Origin of the sequence: Streptomyces sp. NPDC001351, assembly GCF_042896045.1 — a bacterium.
In the GTDB taxonomy this organism is placed as follows: Bacteria; Actinomycetota; Actinomycetes; order Streptomycetales; family Streptomycetaceae; genus Streptomyces.
Genome location: NZ_JBIAWS010000006.1, coordinates 121,769 through 140,034, shown reverse-complemented (window position 1 = coordinate 140,034; position 18,266 = coordinate 121,769). Strand labels below are relative to the sequence as shown.

Annotated in this window: 13 protein-coding genes and 4 pseudogenes; 10 read left to right on the top strand and 7 right to left on the bottom strand. The window is 69.6% G+C overall.

What is annotated here, in order from left to right; genetic code table 11:
* Positions 1–59: 59 nt before the first annotated feature.
* On the bottom strand, positions 60–3,821 hold the full coding sequence (locus ACFY1U_RS22970) for a helix-turn-helix domain-containing protein (RefSeq protein ID WP_390695983.1): 3,762 nt from the start codon (positions 3,819–3,821) through the stop codon (positions 60–62).
* A gap of 1,236 nt (positions 3,822–5,057) precedes the next feature.
* Here ACFY1U_RS22970 and ACFY1U_RS22965 point away from each other — a divergent pair.
* The 3 genes and pseudogenes from ACFY1U_RS22965 to dacB all read left to right on the top strand — a co-directional run bounded on the left by ACFY1U_RS22965 (position 5,058) and on the right by dacB (position 8,806).
* Positions 5,058–5,525 (top strand): hypothetical protein, encoded by a 468-nt coding sequence (locus ACFY1U_RS22965; protein WP_390695982.1) that lies wholly within the window; start codon positions 5,058–5,060, stop codon positions 5,523–5,525.
* A gap of 357 nt (positions 5,526–5,882) precedes the next feature.
* Positions 5,883–6,536, top strand: a pseudogene (locus ACFY1U_RS22960) (transposase); the annotation flags it as partial.
* 941 nt (positions 6,537–7,477) lie between these two features.
* Positions 7,478–8,806 carry a D-alanyl-D-alanine carboxypeptidase/D-alanyl-D-alanine-endopeptidase gene (gene dacB, locus ACFY1U_RS22955; RefSeq protein ID WP_390695981.1) on the top strand — a complete coding sequence of 443 codons (1,329 nt, stop codon included), beginning with the start codon at positions 7,478–7,480 and terminating at the stop codon, positions 8,804–8,806.
* Between the two features lie 195 nt (positions 8,807–9,001).
* On the opposite strand, the gene ACFY1U_RS22950 is transcribed toward dacB, so the two are convergent.
* Positions 9,002–9,196, bottom strand: a complete 195-nt coding sequence (locus ACFY1U_RS22950; protein ID WP_390695980.1) for a hypothetical protein — start codon at positions 9,194–9,196, stop codon at positions 9,002–9,004.
* 19 nt (positions 9,197–9,215) lie between these two features.
* Here ACFY1U_RS22950 and ACFY1U_RS22945 point away from each other — a divergent pair.
* Positions 9,216–9,674 (top strand): annotated as a pseudogene (locus tag ACFY1U_RS22945) (EamA family transporter); the annotation flags it as partial.
* Positions 9,675–9,687: 13 nt separating this feature from the next.
* Here the strand turns inward: ACFY1U_RS22945 and ACFY1U_RS22940 are convergent.
* Entirely contained in the window at positions 9,688–10,671 is a 984-nt protein-coding gene (locus ACFY1U_RS22940) for a lyase family protein (protein ID WP_390695979.1), read from the bottom strand.
* Positions 10,668–11,015: a hypothetical protein gene (locus ACFY1U_RS22935; protein ID WP_390695978.1), complete on the bottom strand. Its 348-nt coding sequence runs from the start codon at positions 11,013–11,015 to the stop codon at positions 10,668–10,670. Before ACFY1U_RS22935 ends, ACFY1U_RS22940 begins: the two co-directional genes overlap by 4 nt.
* Before the next feature lie 120 nt (positions 11,016–11,135).
* On the opposite strand from ACFY1U_RS22935, the gene ACFY1U_RS22930 reads away from it, so the two are divergent.
* The 5 genes and pseudogenes from ACFY1U_RS22930 to ACFY1U_RS22910 all read left to right on the top strand — a co-directional run.
* On the top strand, positions 11,136–13,298 hold the full coding sequence (locus ACFY1U_RS22930; protein ID WP_390695977.1) for an MMPL family transporter: 2,163 nt from the start codon (positions 11,136–11,138) through the stop codon (positions 13,296–13,298).
* A gap of 3 nt (positions 13,299–13,301) precedes the next feature.
* Complete coding sequence (locus ACFY1U_RS22925) at positions 13,302–13,979, top strand: response regulator transcription factor (RefSeq protein WP_390695976.1); 678 nt, start codon at positions 13,302–13,304, stop codon at positions 13,977–13,979.
* The gene (locus tag ACFY1U_RS22920; RefSeq protein WP_390695975.1) at positions 13,976–15,358 is read left to right on the top strand and encodes a sensor histidine kinase; all 1,383 of its coding nucleotides are present in this window, start codon (positions 13,976–13,978) and stop codon (positions 15,356–15,358) included. Before ACFY1U_RS22925 ends, ACFY1U_RS22920 begins: the two co-directional genes overlap by 4 nt.
* 37 nt (positions 15,359–15,395) lie before the next feature.
* Entirely contained in the window at positions 15,396–15,560 is a 165-nt protein-coding gene (locus ACFY1U_RS22915) for a hypothetical protein (protein WP_390695974.1), read from the top strand.
* A gap of 208 nt (positions 15,561–15,768) precedes the next feature.
* A pseudogene (locus ACFY1U_RS22910) lies at positions 15,769–16,044 on the top strand (macro domain-containing protein); the annotation flags it as partial.
* 148 nt (positions 16,045–16,192) lie between these two features.
* Here ACFY1U_RS22910 and ACFY1U_RS22905 read toward each other — a convergent pair.
* Positions 16,193–16,413 (bottom strand): annotated as a pseudogene (locus ACFY1U_RS22905) (transposase family protein); the annotation flags it as partial.
* A 210-nt stretch (positions 16,414–16,623) separates the two neighbouring features.
* Here ACFY1U_RS22905 and ACFY1U_RS22900 point away from each other — a divergent pair.
* Positions 16,624–16,812: a hypothetical protein gene (locus ACFY1U_RS22900; RefSeq protein WP_390695973.1), complete on the top strand. Its 189-nt coding sequence runs from the start codon at positions 16,624–16,626 to the stop codon at positions 16,810–16,812.
* A gap of 59 nt (positions 16,813–16,871) precedes the next feature.
* Here the strand turns inward: ACFY1U_RS22900 and ACFY1U_RS22895 are convergent, their stop codons facing one another.
* Both ACFY1U_RS22895 and ACFY1U_RS22890 read right to left on the bottom strand, forming a co-directional pair.
* On the bottom strand, positions 16,872–17,756 hold the full coding sequence (locus tag ACFY1U_RS22895; protein WP_390695972.1) for an NmrA family NAD(P)-binding protein: 885 nt from the start codon (positions 17,754–17,756) through the stop codon (positions 16,872–16,874).
* On the bottom strand, positions 17,756–18,223 hold the full coding sequence (locus ACFY1U_RS22890) for a nuclear transport factor 2 family protein (RefSeq protein WP_390695971.1): 468 nt from the start codon (positions 18,221–18,223) through the stop codon (positions 17,756–17,758). Before ACFY1U_RS22890 ends, ACFY1U_RS22895 begins: the two co-directional genes overlap by 1 nt.
* Between the last annotated feature and the right edge of the window lie 43 nt (positions 18,224–18,266).

Sequence of the window (18,266 nt, the reverse complement as noted above, 5' to 3'; positions counted from 1 at the left end):
GTGCGTCTGTCGGGCGATGCCGCGGAGGGCATGGCCGGACCCGAGCCCGAGCTGCCGCATCACTGGCCGCAAACCCTCTGATACGGCACGTCGCCGACGTACGTCCGCCACTGCGCCCGAGTCAGATCGGCGTGCCCCGCGCGGGCGCAGACCTCGGCGACGGCCCGGACCGGATCGATGAGGTAGCGCTGCAGCGGGACATGCGCGCCGGCCGCGTACACGGTCGTGCCGTCCGGGCTGAAGGAGAGAGAGTCGACCGGGTCGCCGGGCGTGGTCAGCGGGTCGCCGAGAGGTTGCTGGGTCTCGGTGTCCCACAGCTGGAGCGTGCCCGCGTCGCCGCCGACGGCCAGGGTGCGGCCGTCGGGGCTGAACGCCAGTGCACTCACCGATTGCGGGGTGGGACCGAGCGAGGCGGGGAAGACGTTGCGCAGGACGCCGGAGCGCTGTCGGAGCCGTCCGTCCCACAGGGCGACTCTGCCCGCGCCATCGCCTGCTGCCAGCAGCGAGCCGTCGGCGCCGAAGGCGAAGGCGCCGACCTCGCTGCCGAGAACGAGGGCCCGCTCGGTCAGCTGCCCCGAAGGCAGGGTGGCTGTGCGGTTGTCCCCGACCAGGAGGCGTCCGTCGGGGCTGACGGCGAACGCCGGGCCGGTCACGCCGGTCACGCCGGTGACCACTCGAGTGCGGCGGGCGCGTGCGGTGTCCCAGGCCTCGATGGCGAGGTCACCGGAGGGGCTGACCCGGCCGGCATAGGCGGTACGGCCGGACGGGCCGAGAGCCAGGTTCACCACGGGGCCGGTCGAGGCGGTCGCCAGGTCCAGCTCGGCGCGTGCGCGGTCGTGCCGTACGTCCCAGACGGTCAGACGTTGGGGTGACGCCTGGTTGCCCGGTGCCGAGACACCGTAGGCGAACACCGTGCCACCGTCGTCGAACGCCAGCAACGGCAGGGTGTCCGACGGGGCGACCGGCTGGCGGGGGTCACGGGAGACCGGGAGCGCCGGCGTCGGGAGGCTGCGCAGGAGGTGGCCGTCGCGGGTGGAGCGGAGCTGAACGGTGTAACGGGACCCGGAGAGTCGGGCGGTGGCGAGGGTGTGACCGTCCGGGCTGAGCAGGACTTTGTCGAAGGGAGGGTCCTGCCAGGTGGAAGTGACCGCCGTGCCCAGGTCGAGGGAGTGGACCGTACTGCCTTCCAGGTAGCGCAGGACCGGACGCGAGGGGTCCCAGGCCAGGCCGCCGTACGGGTGCTGGTTGTTCAGGTCGCGCCGGAGCACCGGGCTGTCGGGGGCCGACAGCCGCCAGACCCGCACCTCGCTGTCGTCCGCCGTCGCCAGGAAGGTGCCGTCGGTGCTCAGGGATGCGTACCGCACGCCGGAATCTTTCAGGTCGGCCTCCTGGCGGCCGGTGCGGGTGTTCCAGACTCGGACGCCCGCCGATGACATGGACAGCAGACGGTCGCCGGAGGCGCTCAGGCTCACCCTCGCGTTGGCGTACTGCACGCCGGTGACCGCATCGACCGTCTTGCACAGGCCGGAGGTGTTCTCCCAGGCGCCGGGCAGCCTGCGGTGGCCGGCGACGTCCCAGACCTGCGGTGCGCCGCCGGCGGGACAGACCGCGACGGACCGGCCGTCGGCGCTCAGCACAGGCGCCAGATCACCGGGCGACCGGGTCTCGAAGAGGACGCTGCCGTCGCCGACGGAACGCGCGCGCACCCGGTCGTCGTCCGTGTCCCGGACCACCGCGCTGCCGTTGCCGATATCCACCGTCGTCCACTCCGGCATGGGTGTCGAAGGCCCCGTCCACCGGCTCGTCCGGGTGTCCCACAGCCGTATACCGACGGGCTGGGAGATAACGAGGACGCGGCCGTCCGGGGCTGCGTCGAGCACGATGCCCTGCGGCACCCTGCCTGCCCCGGTCCTCTTGTGGGTGACCACGTCCCAGGTCACCCAGTGGCCGGCGGCGACGTCGAGCAGGGTACGGCCGGAGTCGGCGAGGTAGCGGCGGGGCCCGACGCCGGGGGCCGGGTCGGTGAAAGCGTCCTGTTCGGGCTGGGCGAGCGAGCCCAGCAGGGCGCGGCGGGACTCGGGCAACGGGGAGACGCGCCAGGCGGCGACGCCGAGCAGCATCGCGGTGCGCGGGTCGGTGGTGCGCAGGGCGTCGGCGACGGACGCGATACGGCGGGCGGCCGTGTTCGTGGCCTGCCGCACGTTGTCGAGGTGCTGGCTCCAGGCGACCAGGCTCACCACCAGCGCGATGACCAGGACGGCGGACAGGGCCGTGAGCAGTGCGCGAGACCGGCGCGCGGTGCGGACGGCGGCCCGCTGGTCCGCGTCGCGGGCGTCGAGCGCAGCGGCGAGAAAGGCCTGTTCCGTCGCGGTGAGCAGGTCGCCGTCCGGGAAGAGTTTCTCGGCACGGGTGAGCGCGGTACCCCGGTACAGGGCTCCGGGGTCGCGGCCGTGCTCCTGCCAGGCGTGGGCCACCTCGGTCAGTCGGCGGTGGTGACGCAGCCGTTCGCGGTCCTCCTCGATCCACGCGGACAGCCGCGGCCAGCAGGTGATCAGTGCCTCGTGGGCCAGCTGGACGCCGTCTTCGTCGGTGGTGACCAGGCGGGCCCGGGCCAGCCGGTCCACCACCAACCCCACATCCGGATTCGGGTAGTCCTGGAGCTCGGCCCGGGGCAGCGGGTGGCGGGTGTCGGGGGTGGTGCCCTGCCCCGGTTCGACCATGCGGAGCAGCAGATGCCGTGCGGTGCGCGCCTGATCCGGGGTCAGTTGCCCGTACACCTCCTCGGCGGTCGCCGCGATGGCGCCGCGCACCCCGCCGGCGGCCTCGTACGCGGCCAGGGTCAGCAACCGGCTCCTGCGCCGCCGCCACGTCTCCAGCAGGGCGTGCGAGAGCATCGGCAGCCCGCCGGGCCTGCCGTCCACCTCCTCGATGATCCGCGCGGTAAGCTCCCGTTCGACCAGCAGCCCCACTTCCTGCGCCGGTTTGACGACCGCCTCGCGCAGCTCGTCGGCCGTCATCGGACCGAGCAGCAGCCCGGCATGGGCCAGCGCGTCCGCGAGGTCCCGGTGCTCGGCACAGCGGGCGTAGAAGTCCGCTCGTACGGAGATGAGCACCTTCAGCCGCCTGTCCGGGTCGCGGGCGGACAGCAGCATCTCGATGAAGCGGGCCCGCTCCCCGGCGTCCCGGCAGAGGGTGAAGACCTCCTCGAACTGGTCGACCACGACCCAGCTCTCCGGCTCGTCCTCGGCGGGGGCGAGGAGATGGCCGTATGTCCCGACCGGTCGCGCCCCAGGGGTCAGCACCCGCAGCACCGCCGGATTCCCGTTCTCGGCCATCGCCTCCCGCAGCCGCGGCAGCAGCCCGGCCCGCAGCAGTGAGGACTTGCCGCTGCCGGACGGCCCGAACAGCACGGCGAGCCGATGGTCGCACACGAGCCGCCTCAGGTCCTCGACGATCCGGTCACGGCCGAAGAAGAGATGCCGGTCGTCGAGTTCGAAGCGGGCGAGACCCCGGTACGGCGCTGCCGCCTCCGCTTCGTCCTCCCGGACCTCGCAGGCGGTCGCCGCCCCGGCTTCCTTCCAGCGTGGCTCCCACTCCGCGGGGTCACCTCCGCAGGCCCGGACGTAGCCCTCGACGACGGCCCACGACGGCAGCCGGTCACCGGTCGCCGCCTGGGACAACGTTGTCGGTGCGAAGCCGGCCTTCTTGGCCATGGTCCGGTAGGACGGGCCGCCGGCGGCCCGTCGTAGTTCCCGCAGCTCGTGCGCGAGCCGCTGGACGGGACCGGCCTCGGGGTCCACAGGTCTTTCAGGACGACCCATCGGGTCCCACCTCCGACGGAAACATGACTGGAGCGAACGGCATTGCGGGGGAGCCCCCTGCCGTAGCAGCTGACGTTCTCCGCCCCTGGTGTGGTTCCGGTGACATCGACGCAATATCCCGGTAAAGCCCCATGGGAACGTGATGCATTCTTGGCTGCTGAGGCGTCCGCTCCGCGGCGGTTGATTTTCGTGATCGAACCGGGGTGCGGATCAACGCCGAGCGGGGAAATGTAGGTCGCGCCAGCCCGAACCCCCGGCGTCGACCGCGCCCGGTGGCTCGGTGAGCGAGCACCCCAGAGCCCGACGGCGGCACGCTTCCCCCTGTGCCGGCCGACGGGCCGCAAAGCCTCCGGCGGCACGCTTCCCCCTTGTGCCGCCGGAGGCCCTCGCTGCGTCGAGCCCCGACATCGGAATTTGTTTTTCTGATGGGAGGCGGGCGCCGAACAACCTTCTGGTCGCCATGGTGAGGCGTGGGACCAGATGTCACAGCGCCTCCGCCCCCTTGACTTGCTGCCGAGCGCCCATGCCGATGACTTCCCCTGTGCGGGAGGCTCCGGCTCGGGGCGAGCGTGGTCCTCCGGGGGACCTGCCCCAACGTGTACAACAACGACCTCATGTCGGAGCGGCCGTTCCGCCGCGACCTCTTCCACCTGCCGGGCCGATGTTGCTCCAGCGCAACCTGCTTTACACCGCCGTCACCCGCGCCTCGGCCAGACCGTGCCGGCGGCACGGCCTGTTCCCAGAGGTCCAGCCCCACGGGGAGGAGTTCGTGCACGACCGCGGTCTCCTCCAGGCTGCGGGAGAGGCGCATCGCCCTCTGACGGCCGCCAGATCAGCGTCAGGTCCCCTCTCCTGGTCGCGATTTGGTATGGATAGCAGTCAGCCAGGCGGGGTCTTTCTGGTGCCGCGGCGGCACTCGCCGCGTGGGTCACCCTGCCTGCAATGGCAGCACGAGAGCGTAAGCGGGCTTGAATTCGCTGGACCAGGCCAGGTTCGTCGTGCTGCGCGCCACCTCGCGCTGCTGCCGTAGCCAGTCGCCGTACGCCGTCCCCGCAGGCAGGGTCCATCTGGTCGATGAGGGGGCAATCGGGTATGCGTTGCCGGGAGTTGAGGGCATATGACTCTATTCTTCCGGCCTCCTCGCGGAAATCCTTCTCCTGCACCACCGCTCGCCACCAGGCACGCGGTCATGGTCACGCATGGAAAGGAAGCATCGTGTCGACATCTGCACGATCCATGAAGCGTTTTCTCGGAAAATCCCTGGCGCTGCTCATCGCAGGCGGAGCGGGTGTGGGTATGTTCGCCGTTTCCGGCGGCTCCGCCTATGCCGCGCTGAGCAACTCCGATGGATCGCTCATTCCGGTCTTCGTCCAGGGCGGGCCCGTCAGCCTTCCCAGCCAGACCAACAGCATCAAGATCACAGTGCCCGGCACGGGCTCGTTCTGCAACGTTGTCACCGACCGCAACAACAACATCGACACGGGCGTGCGGCTCAGCGAGGGCAACCAGTTCGAACTGGACGCCTACAACGACCGTGCGTGCCAGGGCACCAGGGTCGGGGGCGTCGGCTATTCGGCCTCGTACAACGGACCTGCACCGAGTGACGGGAAGTTCTCCCGGATTCTGGTCCGTATCGACAACCCGCGCTTGTTCGCGTGCAGCGACAACGGCTGGACGGACGGCAACCCGAGCGGCTGCCGGTAGGCCCGACCACCCCCGGATCGGCCGACCCGACCGAACCGTATCGACGTGAGCCGCCGGGTACCCCCTGCGCCGGCGCGGCCTGCGTCGAGGCGCAGGGGCTACCCGACGGGAACTCGGCGCGCCCCGCCCTCGGGCTCCCCGCACCGCCGGTGGAGCCCGAGGCTTCCGGGTGCACGAGCCGACACAGGATCGCCTCCGACTGGGAACGCACTCCGAGCCTTGCGTGAACGCGGCTGAGCGGCGAACGGTCGGTAGGACGAGGGGTGGGCCGGGGCCCGAGGTCGGGGGTGCAGTTATGCCGGATCTCAGGGCTGGTGGTCGACGGGCTGCGGCCCCCAGTGCGGCCGCGACCGATCGGACGGACTCAGCGGACTCTCCCGCCGGGGCCGCCGGCTGTCGTATTCCGTCGGAACGACCGTCACCGACACCATCCACCAGGCCGTCCTGAAGATCCCGAAGAAGGCATGGACACCGGCCTACGACGCCGGCGGCAGCGCCTGGGGCACGGAGATCACCGACATCCCCGACCTGAGTACTTGGCCGAAAGACATGAGGCCGATCGTCCGCAAGGAGCGACCGCACCCCGGCGCCCAGTTGCGCTTCACCGACCTCGACGGACTGCGGCTGACCTGCCTCGCGACCAACACCAAGGGAGGCCCGCTCGCCGACCTGGAGCTGCGTCACCGTCGGCGTGCCCGCTGGGAGGACCGCATCCGAGGCGCCCGCGACACCGGACTGCGCAACCTGCCCCTGCACGACACCGCACAGAACCGGATGTGGCTGGAGATCGTCTCCCTCGCACTCGACCTCTCCGCCTGGATGCCGATGCTCGCTCTGACCGGCAAGACCCGCCGCCGGGAACCCAAGAAGCTCCGCCCGCGGCCGTTCTCCGCCGCTGCTCAGCCCGTGAACACCGGTCGCTGCCGCCAGCTCCGTTTCACCACGCAATGGCCCCGGACCGACGAGATCACCCGGGCAATCGACCGGCTCAATGCCTTGCCGGGCCCCGGCACCCACCCGTGGCGACAACCGGGCCATCAACCTGCCCCAGCCCCGAAATTACCACACCTCGTAAGCGTCGATTTCGTGGGCGAAAGAAGTACTTGCTCTCCGGCCGGTTTATCCACCGAAACGGGACAGTGAACTCACGTCGTGGTGAATGCATGCAACCTTTCGGCGTGCATATTGCGTAGTCAGTGGATATCCCGCTCGCCCCGGGGCGGTCCCCGCAGGGCCGGCCCAAGTTCACAACGAATGGAAGGCCTTCGACCACGACCACGGTGTCGAATGTCTGCTTTGAGTGCCTATCTAGTTATATATCCGCGGCGTGCACCGGCGTGCGATGAGATTGATTGCCCCCATGAAGTGGGGTGGAAATCAACCCCCCGTCCGTCATCGTGGATGGCGGTAGGCCCTGGCTCGTCCAGGTGCCTCGACGTATGGCCGGGGGCGGACTCGCGTTCGTGAGGAGATGCCCGACGCTCAGCAGCTGCCCCCGAAAGAGGAAATCAGGAGCGGCCGGCAGCGTCGGGTGGCACTTTTCACCTGCAAGAGAGGAAAGACTGCGTGCAGATGTCGTCGTGCCATCACATAACGGGTCCCTTCGAAGCAATGGTTTCCTTCGAATTCGTGAACCCGCCGACACGGGCCCCCTCCGGGTCCGGACAGTCACATTTGTTGACGGTTTCCCACGGCAACGACTCGACAGCCGGCCGACACCTGCGGGCGTCGAGGTGAAACGGCGGGACCCGGACGGTTCCTGCGCGGCAGTGTCCGCACCCGCACCCGCACCCGCCCTCGCATCACCTGCCCCTTGGGGGTCGGCCCGCCTCCATGCAAGTACCGCAGGACAACGTACTTCAACAGTCAAGTACTGTTCGCGGACTGAATGAGTTCAACCTGACTGTCTGCTCAACCGCCAATCCCCCCACACCACTTCGGGAAGATTCCACGTGTCCAGTTCCACAGGCCGTCACCGTAAGCCCAAGCCCGCCGGCGTGGCGGTGCGCCGTGCCCTCGTCGTCGCTGCGAGCGCGCCGGTCGCCACCGCCATGCTCCTCGGCCAGGGCTCCGCCTTCGCCGCCGATCAGCCGACGACCGCAACGGCCCCCGACCACACCGCCGACTCCGCGGACGAGCAGATGGCCAAGAACCTGAACACCCGCGTCCAGAACGCAGCCTTCACCAACTCGACGTTCAGCGGCCTCGTCATCGACGAGGCGAGCGGCAAGACGGTGTGGAACCACAACGGGGACACCGTGTTGATGCCGGCTTCCAACGCCAAGCTGGCCACCGCCACCGCCGCGCTGACCGTTCTCGGCCCGAACCACCGCTTCAGCACCAGGGCCCTCTACAACGATGGCGTCGTCACCCTTGTGGGCGGCGGCGACCGGCTGCTGAGCACCGCCGACCTGACCTCCATGGCCGCCGACGTGGTCTCCCACCTGCAGTACGCCGGGGTGAAGTCGGTCCAGGTGCAGGTGGACGACAGTCTCTTCCCGGAGCCCGCCTTGGCCCAGGGCTGGGATCCGAGCTACTTCACCGATGTCATCCCGCCGGTGCGCGCGCTCTCGGTCGACGAGAACTTCACCCAGGACACCTCGCTCGACGCGGGCCAGGTCTTCGCCAAGCAGCTCACCGCCAAGGGCCTGACCGTCACCGGCAGCGTCACTCGCGGTACGGTCCACCCCGGGGAGGCCCTCCCGTTGGCCGTCCACCAGTCCCCGACGGTCGCTGACACCGTCCACCGGATGCTCAAGAAGAGCGACGCCCAGATCGCCGAGTCCCTGCTGCGGATGACCGCGCTGCACACGGGCCGCCCCGCCACCTTCGAGGCCGGCTCCGAGGTGGTCACCGAGGTGCTGCGGAACTACGGCATCTCGTTGGAGAACTTCAAGCTCTACGACGGCAGCGGTCTCTCCCGCGAGGACCGGATCTCCGCCGAGACCGTCGCCCAGATTCTGAAGACCGACGCCGACCCCCGAAACCGCATGATCCTGCAGCCCGTCATCGACGGCCTGCCGGTCGCGGGCGAGGCGGGGTCCACGCTCGACACCGCGCTGGACCGCTTCGACACACCGGACTCCCAGTGCGCCGTCGGCAAGGTGATGGCCAAGACCGGCACCCTGACCGGCGCGATAGCGCTGAGCGGGCTCACCCGGGGCTCCGACGGTCAGTGGAAGATCTTCTCCTTCATCGAGAACGGCTCCACCGCCAAGACGACCGACATCCGCCACGCAGAAGACGGCCTCGCCGCGACCGTCAACGGCTGCTGGGCCTGACCGAGGACATCCGACGGGCGGGCCCGAAAGGCCCGCCCGTTCTCCGTATCCCGTCGGCCTCCGCGCATTCCCTTCGACCAGCGGTGTACGGAGCCTTTACCGCGCTCGGAAATCTATGCACGCGAAGCACGCCAGGTCAGCACCCTCCCACCGCCTCGACACGAGCCGACGCCGCTTCCTCGGACTGGTCACGGCCTAGCGGCCGCGATCGGCACAGCCGGGATCGGCGGCATGGCCCTCGCCGACACCGCCAAAGGTGGGCGGCAACGGTCCGGCAAGTGCTCCGGCGACGAGGGGCTGGACGCCGTCGATCAGAGCTGTGGTGCCGCTGGAGACCCCGAGTTGGATCGCGTAGTAGACGGTGAGCAGATAGCCACTCTGCGACAGCACGCCGATCATGGCCTGCCGGGCCACATCCCGCACCGCGAGGTCCCGCCACGACGTTCTGGAGACACAGGTCGCGCCCGCAGTGTCGCTGACCGTCCACTGCGCCACCAGCGCCGTCATCTTCGCGGCACTTGCCGTGAGCACCGGAGCCGCAAAACCACCCGCTGAGCTCTCGTTCTGGGCAGCGATCACCTGGCTCGTAGCCTTGTCGACCTTCGGCGGATACGGGCTGTACTGGCTCATCCTGAGGCGCTCTGGAGTGACCAAGGTCAACACGCTCATGTTCCTCATGGCCCCGGTCACGGCAGTCTGGGGAGCCCTGATGTTCGGCGAACCATTCGGTCCGCAGACCGCTCTCGGCCTGGCCGTCGGCCTCGCAGCAGTCGTCATCGTCCATCGCGGTGACACCTCGTCCACCAGGGCGTGCGCGCGGGATACGGACACGGGCGAGGCCGCGAGGCCGGCGAAGTACGGCACCTGACACCTCTGCCTCGTCATAGAGGTGGGAGGAGTTTCCACTTCGTCTGCGGCAGGGGCTGCCAGGTAGCCGGCCCAGTCGCGTCGGGCGTAGGCGATCCAGCGGAGCGCGTTATGGCGGTGCGGACCGGCATGCGATGGCCCCGCGCGGTAGCAGCGCGTTTCCCGAACACCGCCGCAAGCTGACCCGATCGCGCCCATTCGCACGTCTTGAACTGACGAGAGCCGTCTCGGTCCTCCGCGTCGGTTCGCTCCGCGGCAACCCCCACTGCGCTACGTACCATGGCCCGGGCGCTTCCCAGGTAACCGGCGGGGTGGCAGAGCGCGTCGATCCGGTCGTCGCCGAGGATTGCCGCGACATCCCGGTCCTTTCGCAGTTCGACGGCCAGCTCAGTGCCGGTGGCTCGTACTCGACTGCAGGCGGCGTAGACGATTTTGTGGGCCTGCTGACGGCCGATTTCGGGTGCGAGTGCCATCATCACGGCTTCCGCGGCGATGAGCCCGCCGGTCAAGCCCAGGTTGGCTCGCATTCGCTCCGCATCGACATGCAGACCGGCCATCGCCTGCTCAGCCTGAGAAGGCGATGAGGCGAGCAGCAGGAATGCCTCGGAGATCACGGCCCATTCGACGTGCCAGGGCCCGGTGGCGCGCTCGAAGTCCTGCACCATCGCGTCGAGCATGGCGGAGGACTTGTCACGAAGCAGCTTCGCCGCCGCCACCATGAGCTCGCTGGAGATGGGGTTGCGTTTCTGGGGCATGGTGGAACTCGCCCCGCGACCCGGCACGAATGGTTCGGCGAGTTCGCCGAACTCCGTTGAGCACATCAACGCGACGTCGGTGCCGATCTTGCCGACCGAAGCACCGATCGCCGCGAGCAGGCCGACCATCTCGACAACCTGCGGCAGGCCGCGGGATCGGCCCGTGCGTCGTTCGCCGACCAGCTGCTGATCATGCGCAGCGCCCTGTAACCGCCCCGGAATCACAAGGGGTTGTTCACTCACACGGTGGCGTTGGCGACCATGAAGTTCTCCACGCTGTTCACCGCAAGCTCCGGCCCCACCACCGTCTGCGGATCATTATCGATGCGGTAGGTGCCGACCGGCTGCCACTGCGTCTGCGCGTCCCGCCGAATCGAGTCCGCCACATCGCTGCCGCCGCTGCGCACCGCGACCCGTCGCCCGGCCCGCAGCCTCCCATGACGACCGGGAGAGCGGCCATGCTCGTCGGGGACGCCGGGCGCGACGGCGTCGTGCACACAGGCGCCGAAGGCGGCGAGCAGGACAGGTCGGCGTGACCGTGAGGCGCGCGCCGTCGGGCCGGGATCCGGACGTTCTCGACGCGGCACCGCACGAGCATGTGCCGGTCCGTGCCGGGCGCTGAAAGCGTCCGGTAAGGAAGCTCTCCCTACCTTCCGTCAGTGAGGTGAGCAGCGGCTGCCGCCGCTGCCGGTCACTGGGAGGGAATCATGGAGAATCTCAGCGGATGGGTGATCCGCCATCGGCTGGTGGTGGGTCTCAGCTGGCTGGTGATAACGGTGGTGGGCCTGCTGGTGGCGCCGTCGCTCTCGGGCCGGCTGCAACCAGGCACCCATGTCACCGGCCCCGGCTACACCGCCAACGTGCAGATCGCCCGGAGCTACGGAGGCGCGACCCAGGACCCCGCAGTCGTGGTCCTGGACCTGCCCAACGGACAGACCGTCAATTCGCCGCAGGCGCAGGCGAAACTGCGGGCGGTGGACAGGGGCATCGCCACCGCGGCGCCGAGCCTGCGCCTGGTCTCCTACGCCTCGACCGGCAGCCGGACGCTGGTCGGGACCGGTGGGACGAGCACGATCGTTCTGGCCTATCCGCCGAAGCCCGGTGACGACATGGACACCGGTCAGGTCGACGCCCTCACCAGGGCTGCCACAGCCGCGGCGCCGGGTCTGACCGTGCACGGCACCAGTCTGCGGGCTCTGGAGGCCGGCAACACCACCGGCGGCGGCAACTCCAGCGTCACCGGTGAGCTGATCATCGGAGCGATCGGCGCGCTGGTGGTCCTGGCCTGGGTGTTCGGGTCGCTGCTGGCGCTGTTGCCGCTGGTCATGGCCCTGATCTCGGTGCTGACGATGCAACTGCTCGTCTACGGGCTGACGTTCCTGATGCCGTCGTCCTCGCCGATCCACCCGGCCGTGCAGTACATCGTGGCGCTGCTGGGCCTGGGCCTGTCGATCGACTACTCGCTGCTGGTGGTGACCCGCTGGCGCGAGGAGCGCGCGGCCGGCAAGAGCAACGACGAAGCGGTGCGCGCGGCCGTGCGGCGGGCCGGGCACAGCGTCTGGTTCAGCGGCATGGTGGCCTCGCTCGGCCTGTTCGCGCTGACCGTCATCCCCAACTCGATGGTCCGCGGCATCGGTGTGTCCGGGCTGTTCATTCCCTCCACCGCGACCCTGGTCGCGCTGACCCTGCTCCCCGCGGCGCTGTCCAAGATCGGGCCGCGGGTGGACTGGCCGAGGCGGGCGTCGCGACGGCAGGCGGACAGCCGGTTCTGGACCGGCTGGTCGAAGTTCGTGATCAAGCACCGTGTGGCTTCGGCGGTCGCGGGCCTGGGCATCCTGGCCGCGCTGACCGCCACCGCCGCGACCATCGACATCAGCGGGCCGAGCAGCCACGCGCTGGCCACCGCAGGCGCCTACACCGACGGCCTGCAGACCCTGGAGACCGACGGATTCCCGTCCGGGACGTTGACCGCGGTGCCGGTGTACGTCCCGAACGCAGTCGACGCGGGGAACACCGTGAGCGCCCTGGACACCGTTTCCAGCCTGCGCGGCGCCGTAGCCCCGGCAGGACCGGCCTGGCACACCTCGGGCAGCGCGATGGTCATCGCGATTCCGCACCACGAGGTCGGCAGCGCCGGCGGTGGCACCTCGCTGGCCGACATCCGCCGCAGCGTCCCCTCCGGTGTGCTGGCCGGCGGCGAGGGCGCGCAGAAGATCGACGAGACCAGCGCCACCTACGGCTCGTTCCCGCTGCTGTTCGCTGTGGTCGCGGTGGTCACCTTCCTGCTGCTGACCCGCGGAATGCGGTCGGTCCTGCTGCCTGCCAAGGCCGTGCTGCTCAACATGCTGTCCGTGGCGGCCTCCTACGGCCTGCTGGTGATCGTCTTCCAGCACGGCATCGGCATGAAGGCGCTGTGGGGCGCGTCCACCTACGGATCGATCGACACCCTTGCCCCGGTGCTGATCTTCGGGTTCCTGTTCGGTGTGTCCATGGACTACGAGGTGTTCATCCTGGCCAGGGTCCGCGAGGGATACGACCGCACCGGATCCACGCGGGAGGGCATCATCGAGGGTGTGTCGCGCACCGGCCGCCTGGTGACCTCCGCCGCGTTGATCCTGTTCTTCGCGCTCGCCTCGCTGGCCACGGCGAACGACGTCACCGTGCGCGAGATCGCCATGGGCCTGGCGTTCGGGGTGGTGCTGGACGCTATGGTGGTCCGGATGCTGCTGCTGCCCGCACTGGTCTCGCTGTTCGGCGACTGGAACTGGTGGCTGCCGGACCGGGCCGCGCGACTGCTCCGGCTCCCGGTGACGCGGTCAGCCGACGAGGCCCGTCCGGAGCTGGTTCCGCAGCGGATCGGGGAGGCATAGGCCGTGCGGGTGCTGGTGGTCGAGGACGAGCCGGACGTCGCCGAGGCCCTGGTCTGGGGCCTGCGGGCCGAGGGATACGTCGTAGAGGCGACGGACAACGGCACGGACGGGCTGTGGATGGCGACGGAGAACGCCTACGACGTCATCGTGCTGGACGTCATGCTGCCCGGCCTGGACGGGTACCAGGTGGCCAAGCGCCTGCGCGAGCGCGAGCGCTGGACGCCCATCCTGATGCTCACCGCCATGGACGACGACCTCGACCACGCCGAGGGGCTGGACTCCGGAGCGGACGACTACCTCTCCAAGCCGTTCTCCTACCCGGTCCTCCTCGCACACCTGCGCTCCCTGACCCGACGCACCCTCGGTGCCAGGCCGGCGGTGCTCATCGCCGCCGGCCTGGCACTGGACCCCGCCGGGCGTACCGTCACCCGCGACGGTACGCCCCTGGAGGTGACCGGCCGGGAGGCCGCCGTGCTGGAGTACCTGCTGCGGCGCAAGGGCTCCGTCATCTCCAAGGCCGAACTGCTGGAACACTGCTGGGACGCCCACTCCACCGGCGACCCGGCGATCGTCGAGGTCCTCGTACACCGGCTGCGGCGCAAGATCGAGAGGCCGAGCGGGCCGACCGTCATCGAGACCGTGCGCGGCAAGGGATACGTCATCAGAGGCGAGAGCCCATGACCGGGCTTGCGCGCGCCTGGCGTCGTCTGGCACACGGCGCGCGCCCTCGCACCGTGCGGACCCGCGTCACGGTCATCGCCGGTCTCGCGCTCACCGCGGCCGTCATCATCGGGCTCCTCGTGATGTACCTGCTGCAGGTCGGCCAGGCCAAGAGCACCATCGCCGGGCAACTGCGCACCTACGCGGTCCAGATCGAGCAGTCGGCCACCGCCGGGACGTTCCCGCAGCCACTGCCGCCGTCGGTGCTCGACACGCAGGCCCAGTCCCAGGTCCTCGCCCCGGACGGAACCGTCATCGCCTCGACACGCGGTCTGGCCGGCAGGCCGGCTGTGTTCTCGCTTGCGGCGGATGCCACGACCCCGGTTCGGCAGAAGGCCGCCGACGGCGTCCTTCCCGGCGAGCTCTCCGTCCACGCGGAGCACACCAAGGTCGGCGGCCGACCGGTCACCGTCATCACCCTGACTGCCACCAACCAACGCGACCAGGTCGACGAGACCTTCGGCCGACTGCTCGTCATCGGCGTGCCGAGCACGCTCCTGGTGGCGTGCGGCACCGTGTGGTGGGTGGTCGGCCGCGCGCTGCGGCCGGTGGAGCAGATCCGGCGCACCGCCACCGCCATCACCGCCACCGAGTTGTCCCAGCGCGTCCCCGAGCCCGGCACCGACGACGAGATCGGTCACCTGGCCCGCACCATGAACGACATGCTCGCCCGGCTGGACGACTCCGCCGCACGGCAACGCCGCTTCGTCGCCGACGCCAGCCACGAACTCCGCAGCCCCCTGACAGCCATCCGCACCGGCCTTGAGGTCGGACTCGCACACCCCGACCGCGCACCCTGGCCCGACATCGCCTCACGGGCCGCCCGGCAGACAGAACGCCTCGAAGCGCTGATCTCCCAACTCCTCGCCCTGGCCAGGGCCGACGCCGGAAAGCTGGCCGCACGCCGGCAAACCGTCGACCTGTCCGCGTTGCTCGCCGAGATCCGGGCGACAACCACGGCGCCGCACCTGGAGATTGAACTCGTGGTCCCGGCGCACACCACAGTGACCGGCAACCCGGGGGACCTGTCCCGGCTGTTCCGCAACCTGGTCGACAACGCCGCCCGGTACGCGCGGACGACAGTGTCCGTCACGGCGGAGGTCGAACCGGACGGCATCCGGGTCGAGATAAGCGATGACGGACCGGGAATCCCGGTCGAGGAACGCGAGCGGGTCTTCGACCGCTTCGTGCGCCTCGACGCCGACCGGGGACATGGCACCCGCTCCACCGGGCTCGGACTGCCCATCGCCCGGGAGATCGCCACCGCGCACGGCGGCACGATCACGCTCACCGAGACCGACGACGGCGGAACGCGCGCCGTGGTGGCCCTGCCGTGCTGACCATGACCTTCCCCGCCGCCAAGGCCCTGGAGGCCCGGTGCACCGAGGCGTACAACGGCTCCTCGAACTCATCGACCGCGCCAAGGCCACCGGCCACCGGCGAGACGACTTCACCAGCCGTGACCTCGTCGTCCAGCAGAAGATCGTCGCTGACGATTCCAATGCTGTGCAGATAGCTGTGTCGGACCACGTCAGCGGCTGACGGGGATCAGGCTGCTCGTGCCCTGCTCAGATGACCGAACTCTGCTTCGATGGATCGAAGACGCAGCCTCGGAAGCCGGACACCGTCTCGGTGCTCCTTGGCAGGGACGGCGGTACAGCAGATCTCGTGACCTGTGATGGGGAGGTCGTAACGATCCCTCTGGACTTGGGGGTTCAGGCTGCAGCGCTCGCTGCATGACAATGGGTCAATGCTCCATACCGTGGGCCCGGTCCGGTCGTCCACCGAGGACCGCTCCGAGCTGCTCGCCTCCTGCTACCGGGAGTCGCTCCGCGTGGCCGACGAGCTGGGCGCCCGCACGGTCGCGTTCCCGGCGATCTCCACCGGCGTGTACCGGTGGCCGATGGAGGATGCGGCTCGCATCGCCGTGGAGACGGTGCTGAACACACCAACGGGCGTCGAAGAAGTGCGGTTCGTCCTCTTCGACGACCGAGCCTATGAGACGTTCGCCAAGCAGCTCGGCTGAGGAAGCCACGGTTGGCATACCCGTTGCGCCTGAGCCCCCGACAACCGGAAAGGTCGATGTCCCCATCTGGGACGTCGACCTTTCTGACATTGCAACGGTGAGGAGATGTGTCTACGGGCTGGTGATGTGGGTCGTCGAGCGGCGGAGAGAGTTTGCGGAGGATCCGCCAGGACTTGAGGGTGACTATGGCCTGTTCGACCAGGGACCGTACCTTTGCGTGGGATCGGTTGAGGCCTGCTGATCGGCGGAGAGGCGGTCACACCGGCCGCGGTAGGGGAGGCGGGCCGTTCTGCCTGCGCCCTGGTAGCCCTTGTCCGCCCAGGAGGTGTTGGCGGTCACGGTGAGAGCGTCGATGATGCCGTGCTCGCGGTGAACCTACGTATTCGATTGCGTAGTTCTACTGACCCCTCCGGAAGGCAACGTTGGGAGACTCGCCCGATGAGCTTCCTGACGGAGCCGTGGTGTCACGCCGGGGGGCTTGCTGCCTCCCTACTGGGCAACCGTGTCGTCGGCGGTCCAAGGGAGCGAGCGAACGCTGTCCAGCCAAGAGAACCCAGTTGAACGTTGGGGAGTCCTCCGTTGGTTTCCAAGATTCGTGTCCTTCTGGGCATGCTCGTGCTCCTGGCGCTGGCCATCGGCGCCATCGCCCTGCTCGCGGCCATGAAAGCCGCTGCCGTCTGGTTCACGATCGTTCCACTCGCCATCCTCTTTACCGGCTCGACCGTCGCCCGGTTGTCCGGATGGTTCGACAAGAAGGCCGGTGGCTGACTTGGCGGCTCGCAGGTCGGGGTGGATGGCCTCCGAGCGGATGACCACAACAACAGGCCTTAGCGGGTGCTGGAGGTGTCCCGCGCCGCCTGAAGCTCGCGTCCGGCCACGGTCCGGAAGCTGTGGGGCGGGCGGCCGGTGATGCGCTGGACGGTGTCGGTGGTCCGGTCCTCGGCTCCCGCGGCGATGGCGCGGTCCATGTCGGCCAGCAGGGCGGCGAACTCCAATGGCACGACTGCTGCCAGGCGGTCACGCAGTTGTTCGTACGTCAGGTTGTGGTGGACCACGGGGCGGCCGGTGACCTCCGTGACGATCGCGGCGATGTCGTCGTGGCTGAGCGCCTCCGGTCCGGTCAGGACCAGGTCGCTGTTGGGTGCGCGGTCGTCGGTCAGGGTCCGTACCGCGACGGCGGCGATGTCGTCGGCGTCGACGAATCCGATACGGCCGCTCCCGGCCGCGGTCAGGATGGTGCCGTCGGCACGGATGCTCAGGGCGTGTGCGTGAGTGCCGGTGAAGTTCTGCATGAACCAGGAGGGCCGCAGTACCGCCCACTGGTCGAACAGGGCGGGCAGGGCCTGATGCACTTCTCCCACCGCCGGGCCGCCTTCGGGGACGGCCGAGGAACTGAGCAGTACGGCGCGGTGCACGCCCGCGCTGCGGGCCTGGCGGAGGAAGGGCAGCATCACCGCGGCCGGATCCGGATCACCGACCGGCGGGACGAGGTAGACGCGTTCGGCTCCGGCGAGGGCGTCGCCGAAGGTGGCGGGGTCGTACCAGTCGAACCGGACAGGCTGCGCGCCCGGGACCGGGCTGCCCCTTCGGCTCGCGGCCCTGACGCGGTGGCCGGCGGCGATCAGCCCGGCGGTGGTTCGGCTGCCGGTGGTGCCGGTGGCCCCGATGACCAGAGTGGTGCCGGTGGCCGAGCCGGCGTCGTTCACGGTCATCAGGCGCCGCTCCCGGCGAAGTCCAGGCCGGGCTCCTGGACGGCGAGGGGGTTCCAGTAGTCCCGGTAGGAGGTGAAGCGTCCGTCCTCGACGGACACGACGGCGATGTAGGTCATGTCGAAGTCGGCCCCGGTCTCGACCAGGCGGCCCACGCCGCGCATCTCGACCACGATGGTCCCCGGGCTGGTGGTCCGGTGGATCCGCAGGTCGGGGAAGTCGTGCAGGTCGATGTGGTCGGGATAGTCGCGCATATAGGCGGCAACGGCCTCGCGGCCCTCCAGCCGCTCGGGCCAACCGGGGGGCGCGAAGGGGAATTCCATGACGCCGTCCTCGGCCCATAGGCCGACCCAGGCGGGAATGTCCTTGTCGAGAAGCAGGCGCAGGCTGTGGCGGTACAGCTCCTCCGGCTCGCGCGGCTCGCCCGCCGATTTCGGCTCGTTCGGTGAGGCGTGCGTGGGTGCGGTCATGGGCAGGGGGTCCTCCGTCCCGTACGATGCGGACCCTGGGTCC

Bases quoted from the DNA above. Each gene is read 5' to 3' on its own strand.
- ACFY1U_RS22970 (WP_390695983.1), bottom strand. From the start codon at position 3,821: ATGGGTCGTCCTGAAAGACCTGTGGACCCCGAGGCCGGTCCCGTCCAG.
- ACFY1U_RS22965 (WP_390695982.1), top strand. From the start codon at position 5,058: ATGAAGCGTTTTCTCGGAAAATCCCTGGCGCTGCTCATCGCAGGCGGA.
- ACFY1U_RS22930 (WP_390695977.1), top strand. From the start codon at position 11,136: ATGGAGAATCTCAGCGGATGGGTGATCCGCCATCGGCTGGTGGTGGGT.
- ACFY1U_RS22920 (WP_390695975.1), top strand. From the start codon at position 13,976: ATGACCGGGCTTGCGCGCGCCTGGCGTCGTCTGGCACACGGCGCGCGC.
- ACFY1U_RS22895 (WP_390695972.1), bottom strand. From the start codon at position 17,756: ATGACCGTGAACGACGCCGGCTCGGCCACCGGCACCACTCTGGTCATC.
- ACFY1U_RS22890 (WP_390695971.1), bottom strand. From the start codon at position 18,223: ATGACCGCACCCACGCACGCCTCACCGAACGAGCCGAAATCGGCGGGC.